This window comes from Roseofilum sp. (assembly GCF_982964205.1).
This window is the reverse complement of the sequence record NZ_CEZBFX010000124.1, coordinates 4,131-14,063: the sequence shown is the minus strand read 5'-3', so window position 1 is coordinate 14,063 and position 9,933 is coordinate 4,131. Positions and strand designations below refer to the sequence as shown.

The 9,933-nt window shown below is 43.1% G+C and carries 6 protein-coding genes; 4 read left to right on the top strand and 2 right to left on the bottom strand.

Annotated elements, in window-relative coordinates; all coding sequences use genetic code 11:
* Positions 1-201 precede the first annotated feature (201 nt).
* Complete coding sequence (locus AC3A14_RS21155) at positions 202-717, bottom strand: hypothetical protein (protein WP_318737337.1); 516 nt, start codon at positions 715-717, stop codon at positions 202-204.
* Positions 718-826: 109 nt separating this feature from the next.
* Positions 827-1,717 carry a PhzF family phenazine biosynthesis protein gene (locus AC3A14_RS21150; protein WP_318737339.1) on the bottom strand — a complete coding sequence of 297 codons (891 nt, stop codon included), beginning with the start codon at positions 1,715-1,717 and terminating at the stop codon, positions 827-829.
* 115 nt (positions 1,718-1,832) lie between these two features.
* Between AC3A14_RS21150 and AC3A14_RS21145 the strand changes: the two genes are divergently transcribed.
* The 4 genes from AC3A14_RS21145 to AC3A14_RS21130 all read left to right on the top strand — a co-directional run bounded on the left by AC3A14_RS21145 (position 1,833) and on the right by AC3A14_RS21130 (position 9,867).
* A complete protein-coding gene (locus tag AC3A14_RS21145; protein ID WP_318737341.1) occupies positions 1,833-3,416 on the top strand; it encodes a bifunctional metallophosphatase/5'-nucleotidase in 1,584 nt (527 codons plus the stop codon).
* 20 nt (positions 3,417-3,436) lie between these two features.
* Complete coding sequence (locus tag AC3A14_RS21140) at positions 3,437-6,622, top strand: HEAT repeat domain-containing protein (RefSeq protein ID WP_487779146.1); 3,186 nt, start codon at positions 3,437-3,439, stop codon at positions 6,620-6,622.
* A 68-nt stretch (positions 6,623-6,690) separates the two neighbouring features.
* Positions 6,691-9,423 (top strand): ATP-binding protein, encoded by a 2,733-nt coding sequence (locus tag AC3A14_RS21135; RefSeq protein WP_318737345.1) that lies wholly within the window; start codon positions 6,691-6,693, stop codon positions 9,421-9,423.
* Positions 9,424-9,426: 3 nt separating this feature from the next.
* Positions 9,427-9,867: a Crp/Fnr family transcriptional regulator gene (locus tag AC3A14_RS21130; RefSeq protein ID WP_318719395.1), complete on the top strand. Its 441-nt coding sequence runs from the start codon at positions 9,427-9,429 to the stop codon at positions 9,865-9,867.
* Positions 9,868-9,933: the final 66 nt, after the last annotated feature.

Below are 9,933 nucleotides of genomic sequence, written 5' to 3'. Positions count from 1 at the left end.
TCATTGGTGGCCAGTGTGACTTTCTCTTTCCCATACTATCCGGATTTGGTATCATATTTGTCGTTCATGGCTTGGGAGTGACCGAGTGATAGGGCGCGTTGGTCACGGGTTAAGCCGGCGAGTTTGCCCTGGTAGTTTGCCAGGTGACGTAGGGCATGGGTCTGCGTAAGTCCTTGACCATTTACTTGGTCGATGTATCCTTTATCCTTTTAAGCGTTCTGACATACAGCGAGAATAAAGGAACTTAAGGGATTCAGCAGTGCTATTTGCCTTTGGAACCATTTCAGGCAATTTAATTAATGGATTTTTAACATCCATTACCTCTACTAAATCAGGGTAATCAGGGTGAATCATGGGACGGGCAATACGTTTGCCCGTTTTAGTGGTAATCCAATGCTTCTTGCCACTGGTATCAGTTACCCAAAACCCTTCATCAATTACCAAGATATTTTGATTGTTATCCGGGTCATGGAGTGCCTTGAAGGTGTAACCACCTCTAGTTACTGGCTCATCAAGGTTAAGGATGGCTTTGAACTCAGAAGCACGGAAGCCATAGAGTAGGTTAATAGAACATGCTTTCATCCAAGACTTGCGAGATTGAATATTACGTCGTTGAGCATTAGTTAACTCATAATCATTGAGGTAATTCTTTTTGACAACTTCAATGGCATCCCCAACGATAATAATGTCATTCTCAAGGGCTTTGGTTCCCTTCATTTGTGCCTCATACCATAAATAGAACTCGCTTTCTGTATCATACAGAAATCCGGAGATCAAGGGGTGACAAGGACACTCAACGGTAGACAGTGGTGGGTGTTATGATGGGCTATAGAAAGAATTCCCCTTTAGCAATGGGGATGACTTGACCTCCGACTTCAACAGAAATGGTCTGCTGGTTCCGTTTGGCTCTCAGGCGTAATAGGGAGGGGCGATTAATTTGATAGCCTTGTTCTACTAATACGTCAATATCCTGAGTTCCTAAATAATTCTGTTCCACTAAATAACCGGCAAAACAGCCATTGGCGCTACCAGTAGCTGGATCTTCGGGAATGCCTAAAGAGTCAGCAAACATGCGGGCGCTAAAGGTGTTTTCGGGGTAATGGGTTTCGGGGCAAAATACAAAAATCTCTTTTGCTGGTTTATTTTCTATAAATTCAAAATATAAGGATTTTTCAATTCGACATTGTTGGAGGGCAGCTTGGTTTTTCAGGGGAACGATAATAAAGGGGATGCCGGTAGAGACGGTTTGAATAGGGAAGCGATCGTCAATATCTTCCGGTGCTAAACTCAGAATAGGGGCAAGGGCTTCTCTCGGATAGGTAGTAGTAAATTCTGGAGGGTTTTGCTTCATCCATAAGATTTCTGAGGTTTGATCCTCCGTTTGCCAATGGACCCGAATTTGTCCTACTTGTAGATTTAAGATGACTTGATCGACGGCCGAGCCAATGATTGCTTTCTGGATAATGTAGGCGGTTCCTAGGGTGGGATGTCCCGCAAAGGGGAGTTCCTGGACTGGGGTAAAGATGCGAACTCGGTAGCCGCCATTTTCGGGGCGATCGCCTAAAATAAACGTAGTTTCTGAAAAGTTGATTTCTTTGGCGATTGTTTGCATGGTTTCCGTAGTCAGCTCTCCAGCATTGAGGATGACGGCCAATTGATTGCCGCTGTAGGGTTTAACGGCAAAAACGTCAACAATATAAAAGGGGACAGAGGGCATAGGATCTCAGGCCAGTCATTGATTCAAGTTTAGTTTATCAAAGTTTTAGGGTCATTCAATATTAAGATATCCTAGAAGGGGAATACCTTATTGAAACTTCTAAAACCACAAACCCATGGCTCGAACTTCAGTCTATTGGAAAAGAAGTCTACAAGTGCTACTGGGCATTATTCTAGCGGTGATTATCGGACTAGTCAGTAATCAGTTCTGGAGTGCGGCGGCATTTGAACTCCGTCTGTTACACACGAACGATCATCATGCCCATTTAGAACCGGTAGAGATGGGAGAAAATGGCACATTGGGGGGAATTTGTAAACGCAAAACCCTGATTGACAGACTCAGAGAAGAAAGTAAACGTGCGGATCAACCCCTGTTACTCTTAGATGCAGGTGATGTATTCCAAGGTACACTCTATTTTAATACCTATCAAGGGCAAGCTGATAGTAAATTTTACAATGCCTTAGAATATGATGCCATGACGCTAGGCAATCATGAATTCGATCGGGGTCAGGAGGTTCTAGCAAAATTTATTCAAAGCAGTAATTTCCCTATTATTTCAGCTAATCTAAAAATAGATGTGATTTCCCCTCTTGCGGGATTAGTAAAATCCTGGATTATCCTACAAAAAAATGGGCAAAAAATAGGTTTTTTTGGACTAACTACCCCAAAAACGATAACCATGGCAGAGGTGGGAGAAGGAGTTGAGTTTTTAGATCCAGTCTCAGCAGCTCAACAAGCAGTTGAGGAGTTAAATCAGGAAGGAGTTAATAAAATTATTGCCCTGACTCATTTAGGAATCACTGAAGATCTGGAATTAGCCCGTCAAGTGGATGGCATTGATGTGATTATTGGCGGTCATTCCCATACTAAAATCGGGGATATGCCTGATGCAATTTATCCCTATCCCATCGTGGAAAAAACACCGAGTGGTCAGCCGGTTTTAGTGGTTACCAATTGGGAATGGGGAAAATATCTAGGGGATTTAGATATCACATTTGACCGCCAAGGACATCTACAACACTGGAAAGGGGATCTGCATCCTGTGAATACAGAAATAACGGATGATACCGAACTTCAAGATTTGTTAGAAACTTTTTCTGAACCGATTCGACAACTGAAGAGTAAAGTAATTGGTAAAACTCCCATTAAACTCAATGGCGATCGCCCCTATGTTCGACAAGAAGAAACTAACCTGGGAACCCTATTAGGGGAAGCTTTACTGGCAAAAACAGCAGATAAAAAAACCGAAATTGCGATTACCCATGGTGGTGGAATTCGAGGGAGTATTCCTGCAGGAGAGATCACCATTGGAGAAGTGTTAGAAGTGTTTCCGTTTTCCAATACGATTATTGCAGTAGACTTAACGGGAAAACAGATTAAAGAGCTTCTAGAATATGGGGTGAGTCAAGTGGATAAACTCCATGGTTCTTTTCCCCAAGTGGCTGGACTTAAACTGGATTGGCAATCTGATTTACCGGTGGGTTCGCGGATGCTCAGTATCCAAACTCGACAAGTTGATGGGGCTTATCTGCCTCTGGATCTTGATAAAACTTATCGGGTTGCTACCTCGAGTTTTCTCTTCAAAGGAGGAGACGGATATACCCTATTTTCTGAAGGGAAAAATATTGTCGATACGGGGTATTTACTCTCAGATTCTCTGATAGAATATATCCGCGATAGCTCTGTTATTAACCCGTAACATTTGGTTCTCCCAATCCCATGTTTTTATCCCGACTTAAAAAGCGCCTAGGCTTATCTGAAGATCAACTGAAAAGACTGGGTGCCTTTCTTCTGCTGGCCTTAACTCTAGTGGGAACCCAAGGGTTAGCGTCCTTACTGGCTCGTTCTCTATTTTTAGCTAACGCAGGGGCGGATAAACTACCATTACTGTATACATTGACCCCAATTTTTATTATCACTATCTCTGGCTTTTTTTCCCAAGTCATTGGTCGATTTTCCCATAAGCGTCTCTTGCAACTGCTCCTTTTGGGAAGTGCACTATTTATGTCGGGATTAAGAATTCTGGGATGGTTAGATTCTGGACTCTATATTCTGTTTATCTTTTATATTTTTTCTGAAGTCGTCAGCGTGCTGGTGATTAAAATTGGTTTTTGGAATCTGGTAGCCGATTACTTTACAACTTTAGAACTCAAGCGTTATACATCCTATCTCAATTTAGCCTCGAGTTTAGGCTATTTACTGGCTAATACGATCGCCAGTATTGCCCTTCAGGTGATTGAACCCTCCGTACTGGTGATCGCACTGCCCGGATTATATGGGTTGGCGATCGCCGAAATGGTCTATATTGAAATCGACCAAAATGATATTGAAGTTAACGAACTCCACCAACAGCCCCAGAAACACGTAGAAACCCTCAAAGACTCCCTGCGCCAATTTCCCCAACTGATTTCTCGCTATCCCATTATTCTGTTTCTGACCGCTAATACGTTTTTACTCTTATTAGTGCGCCTGTTAGGAGAATATCAATATTCAGCGATCTACGCCGACTCCCTAGACAATGCCCAACAATTGGCGAGTTTCCTTGCCTTAATGGCTGCCTTGTTAAGTCTATTGGAATTTGGCTTATCGTCCCTCGTCACTCCCTGGTTAATTCAAAAAATGGGAGTGCGACGCATGAATCTGATTTATCCCCTCACCACCTTAGCGAGTTTTATCGGTTTATTTCTCGCTCCGGGTTTAGGTTCGGCTGTTTTTACCAATATTAACCAACGTTCCCTCAATTATGGCATGGCTGAAGCTGTGCGATTGCTCAACTATAATGCTGTTCCTCCCCGAATTTTAGGGCGGTTTCGGGTTCTTAGTGAAGGTTTATTTTCCCCCATTGGACAAATTTTAGGCGGTCTGATTCTCCTCAGTGCCCAACACTTAGGAAGCTTAATCACGACGACTTTACTCGGTATCGGTTTAAGTGTTATCCATAGTGGGGTGAGCTATTTCACCGGTCGCAGTTATCTGGAATCCTTAATGACTATGGTAACGGAAGGCTTGGTGAATTTAGATGGAGTCAAAACCGGATGGGTTACGCTCCCTTCTTCCTATCAAGAGGAAGTGCAAAATATGCTCACCAGTGGCGATCGCCAAACCCAGCTTTTAGGACTACAATTAGCGACTCGTCTCCCTAACCCTAGCCAGGTTTTACCAGAAGTCAAAACCCTGTTTTCCCACACCCATGCCGAACTGCGTCAGGGAGTGGTTACCTTTCTGAGTCAAATTCCCTCCCAGGATCAACACTTTTGCACCCGAAACTTGTTAGACTCAACAGACCAGTTAGCACGGGCGATCGCCTTAGAACTGTTGATTTTATGTCAACAACCCGTTCCCGAACCCGAGCGATCGCAATTTTGGGCAATGGGAGACCCGGAAATTTGCGCCCTGATCACTCTGGCAGAGCTGCAACTCTCAAAAACCTCATTACCAACCAATTTAGAGGATTGGGCGGTTGATTTGCCCTCCTATAGCCAACGAAATCTCATCCATATCATTGCTCGCAGTTGCAACCCAGACCTGTTAATTCTGCTCGAACCCCTGATCCGCCATGCTCCCCTGGAAATACAGCAGCAAGGACTACGATATTTGACCGCCCTAGAGTGTCACAACAATCCCCAGATTCGGGAGTTAGTCGCCTCCCAACTCGGTCACTCCGATCCACAAATGAGAGCAACTGCCATTGAAATTTTGGGCAAAGCACCAGAGGAAAATTTACTTCCCTATTTAGCCCAAGCTTTAATGGATTGCCATCCCCATGTGCGCCAACAAGCAGCCCAAGCCCTAGCCCATGCTGGAGAAAAAGCTCTGCACTGGGTCGAATATTATCTAGAATCCCCCGACTCAGAAGTCGTCAATGCAGCCATCTCCACCTTGGGATATATGGGTACACCCCAGGCTGAAGACCGCCTTTATGAGTATTTAGCGCCCGAATTACACCAATTTAGCCGCAGTTGGGAATGGTTGCAGCACCTTCCTGCAGACCGTCCCCAGTGGAAGCTTTTGGCGATCGCCATTGATGATTATCAAAAGCGCGTATTAGAGCGGGTGTTCCATACCCTGTCAACCCTAGGGTGTAGCGCAACCCTAGATGCACTCAAACAGGTGATTCATTCCCACAATTTACGCGATCGGGCCAATGCGGTAGAGACCATTGCCTCCCTGCGCTATCGTCGATTTGTGCAACCCCTATTGCCCTTTTTAGAAACTTGGGCTAGCGGTCAATCCCTGGAACAGGAAATTAATGCCGATGCCCAATGGATGAAAACCCAAGGCTATAAACTGATTTTAGAATGCCTTGCGTCCCAAGACCGATGGTTAGAACTCGGTGCAATGGTAGCCTTGATGGATATTCCCCAGATCCTGATCCAAACCCCAGATCCCCTTGTTCAAGATGTAGCAAAAACCCTATTTCCGGCCAGGGGTCAAGTCTGTCATCAAGAGCCAACCCTGCAACGGATCTATATCCTCACCCGCGTCGATCTCTTCCGTCACTTTTGTCTGGATGAGTTGCTGCTGATTAATCAGGAATTGATCGAAGAACATTTTGCTTCTCAAGAAGCGATCGTAGCCGAAGGTTCCCTACGTCACCATCTCTATATTCTTTCTTCAGGAACTGCCCAGATTGTCAAAACCATGGGCGGGAGACAAAAAATCCTCGCCACCTTAAGTTCAGGGGATTATTTTGGAGAAGCGCAACTGTTTAATCAAAATCCTGCTTGGGTGGATGTGATTGCCGAAACGGATTGTACTTTACTCAAATTAGAGAGCGATCGCTTCCTCGACCTAATTTACCAAAAACCCGATATGATTCTGGAAATTTGCAAACGCTTTAGCGCCTTCCTCAAGCAAAGCCTTGAAGAAACCGAAATTACCCTAGAGTCTCCAGTTCTAAGCTAATATAGAAGTATACCTCCTGAGTAAGGGAAGCAACGGATAATGAACTCAATAATTACCTTCTCTTGATTATGAAGTTACATTTGCGCTTAGTGTTAATTGTCCCATTTGTCTTACAAATATGTACCATAGTGGGCTTAACTGGATGGCTCTCCCTCCGCAATGGACAAAAGGCGATTGGCAATATGGCGACCCAATTGCATAAAGAAATTGGGGCGAGAATCGAACAACACCTCAATAGTTATTTAGAAAAACCCTACTTAGTCAATCAAAGTATTTTGAATGCCAAAGCTCTCGGCCACATCAGTCTAGAACGCGATCCCAATTTAGCTCAATTCTTTTTCAAAAAGATGAGGTTATTTGAGCAAATTAGTTTTATTCAAGTGGCTAACGAAAACAGAGGATTTTATGGAATCCAACGCCTGGATGACCAAAGCTTAAACATTTGGAGTAGCGATCGCACGACGGGTTATAATCTGCATGTCTATGCAACCGATTATCAAGGGCAACCCACCCAACTTCTGAATATTTCACCCAACTACGATCCCCGGACTCGTGATTGGTACATTGCCCCCGCAACGAAGCATCAATCGGTCTGGAGTGAGATTTATACTTACCTAGCCAGTCCCAAGCTGGCCCTAACCTTTGGAGATCCACTATACGATCGAGAGGGCGAATTACTTGGGGTTGTGGCCACAGATTTCGCTTTATTAGATATCAATCAATTCCTCAGCGAGTTAAAAATCGGGAAAACTGGGCAAGCATTTATTTTAGAGCGTTCTGGTCTATTGGTCGCTAATTCCACCGGAGAAAATCCATTTTCTGTTAATGCTCGGGAAAATACATTAGAACGCTTATTAGCCATTAACAGTCAAAATCAGTTAACTCAATTGACTGCTCAGTTTTTAGAGCAACATTTTGGAAATTTAAATTACATCGATCGATTAGAGAAACTCATTTTCAAAGTCAATGGAAAACGACACTTTGTTCAAGTCTTGCCCTATCAAGATCGATGGGGGTTAGATTGGCTGGTTGTTATTGTCATGCCCGAAAAAGATTTTATCGCAGAAATTAATGCCAATACTTACACCACGATTGGGTTGTGTTTGGTTGCCTTGGCGATCGCCATTGGATTGGGAATTTATACCTCTCGGTGGATTACCAAACCCATACTAGACCTGGCACAATCGTCAGAAGCGATGTCTAAAGGAGATTTAGGTCAACAAGTTGCAGAAGGTGCGATCGTAGAATTAAAAACCCTAGCTACTGCATTCAACCGCATGGCACACCAATTAAAAACAGCCTTCACTAACCTCGAACTAAAAGTAAAAGAACGCACAGCTCAATTAGTCGAAGCAAAAGAAACAGCAGAACTTGCCAACCAAGCTAAAAGCGAATTTCTCGCCAATATGAGTCATGAATTACGCACACCCTTAAATGGAATTTTGGGGTATACTCAAATTCTCAAACAGGCTAAAGATACTGAGTATCAAGAGCGTGGTTTAGAAGTGATTGAACAATCGGGGCACCATTTACTGAATTTAATTAACGATATTCTCGATCTCTCCAAAATTGAAGCTCGTAAACTAGAATTAAGACCTCAAGATATCCATCTCGCCTATTTCTTATTTGGTGTCGTTGAACTCTCTCGAATTCCCGCAGAAAGCAAAGGAATTACATTCAATTTTGATTTCAATCCAGACTTGCCCTCATCAGTAACTATAGATGAAAAACGATTGCGTCAAGTCTTGCTTAATTTGTTAGGGAATGCGATTAAATTTACCGATAGTGGAGGTGTGGAACTGAGGGTAGAAGCCTTACCCTTGGCAGACTCTAATAAAGCATTGTTCAGGTTTACTGTGCAAGATACTGGAGTAGGCATGACTGCTGAACAAGTGCGTAAAATCTTCTTACCATTTGAACAAGTGGGGAATAAAACACGACAAGCTGAAGGAACCGGTTTAGGATTAGCCATCTCCCAGAAAATTGTCCGTTTGATGGGGAGTGAAATTCAAGCGATCAGCAAACCTGGAGAAGGCAGTACCTTTTACTTTGAGGTTGAATTACCCATTGCTTCGGAATGGGTAGAAACGGATACAGTGAGCCAAATCGGACAAATAATCGATTATCGGGGCGATCGCTATAAGATATTAATTGTAGACGATAAATCGGTCAACCGCGAAACCTTAGTCACGGTGTTAACCTCCTTAGGATTTGAATGTCAAGAGGCAGAACATGGGGAAGACGGATTTGAACAGGCGATTAATTTTCAACCGGATTTAATCATTACTGATTTAGTCATGCCAGTTTTAGATGGATTTGAAATGGTGCGTAAATTGCGTACCCTGTCCCAGTTTAAAGACACGATTATTATTGCTTCTTCAGCCAGTGTTTTGGCTAAAGACCGAGAAAACAGTTTAGAAGTTGGTTGTCAGGATTTCATTCAAAAGCCTGTAGAACTTCAACAGTTATTTCACTGTTTGCAAAGGTATTTAAAACTTGAGTGGGTTTATGAAGATATAATTCCCCTGGACTCCGAAGCTTCAGCCGTTAGTGACGATTGCGGACAACTCATTCCACCACAGCATATTTTAGAACAAATTTATCAAGCCGCAAAAATTGGCGATATTGCGGAGATTGAAGCCTTAGCGCAACCTTTGGAACAGGATGAGCGCTATCGGAGTTTTGCACATCGGATTTTGGTCTTAGTTACTAATTTTCAAGATATGGCGATCGTCCGATTAATTGAGCAGTCTTTAGACTCCTCAACCCTAGAGCAAACCTCAAATAACAAAACCCCTTAATTTATGAATCCCATTGTCCTCTTACAAAATCTCTCCCTTTTCCAAAGCCTGAGCTTAGACGAACTTATTTTAATCTCCCAAGAATTAGTCCAAGAACAGTTTTTAGAAAATGAAATCATCCTCCCCGCAGGCAAAGTCATGAACGCTTGTTATATTGTTGGATCGGGAACAGTGATCTCTTTTAAGCGCTCTGGAGACCAATTAATCCCCATTAAGGAAATTTTATCTGGTTCTAGCTTTGGCTATCTTGACCTCTTTGATGATTCGCCCTCACAATTGCAATTTGTGGCTAAAACTGACTGTCAACTGTTCAAAATTGCTAAGAAACGTTTAATTAGTCTAGGTTATCAACGCCCGCAGATTTTGATCTCTATTTGTCGCGATTTTAGTCAAACTCTACAGCAGGTGGTTTATCAACAATGGATGCAAGAGGTTAATCATTAGTAGTTTCAAGTTTCAACAGCTAATAGAGATTGCTGTGGATTGAAACCGATGAGTTTCTGTTCAGGT

What these genes read in the sequence shown, in the direction of transcription:
- AC3A14_RS21155 (WP_318737337.1), bottom strand. Translation starts at nt 717, where the DNA reads ATGAAGGGAACCAAAGCCCTTGAGAATGACATTATTATCGTTGGGGAT.
- AC3A14_RS21150 (WP_318737339.1), bottom strand. Translation starts at nt 1,717, where the DNA reads ATGCCCTCTGTCCCCTTTTATATTGTTGACGTTTTTGCCGTTAAACCC.
- AC3A14_RS21145 (WP_318737341.1), top strand. Translation starts at nt 1,833, where the DNA reads ATGGCTCGAACTTCAGTCTATTGGAAAAGAAGTCTACAAGTGCTACTG.
- AC3A14_RS21140 (WP_487779146.1), top strand. Translation starts at nt 3,437, where the DNA reads ATGTTTTTATCCCGACTTAAAAAGCGCCTAGGCTTATCTGAAGATCAA.
- AC3A14_RS21135 (WP_318737345.1), top strand. Translation starts at nt 6,691, where the DNA reads ATGAAGTTACATTTGCGCTTAGTGTTAATTGTCCCATTTGTCTTACAA.
- AC3A14_RS21130 (WP_318719395.1), top strand. Translation starts at nt 9,427, where the DNA reads ATGAATCCCATTGTCCTCTTACAAAATCTCTCCCTTTTCCAAAGCCTG.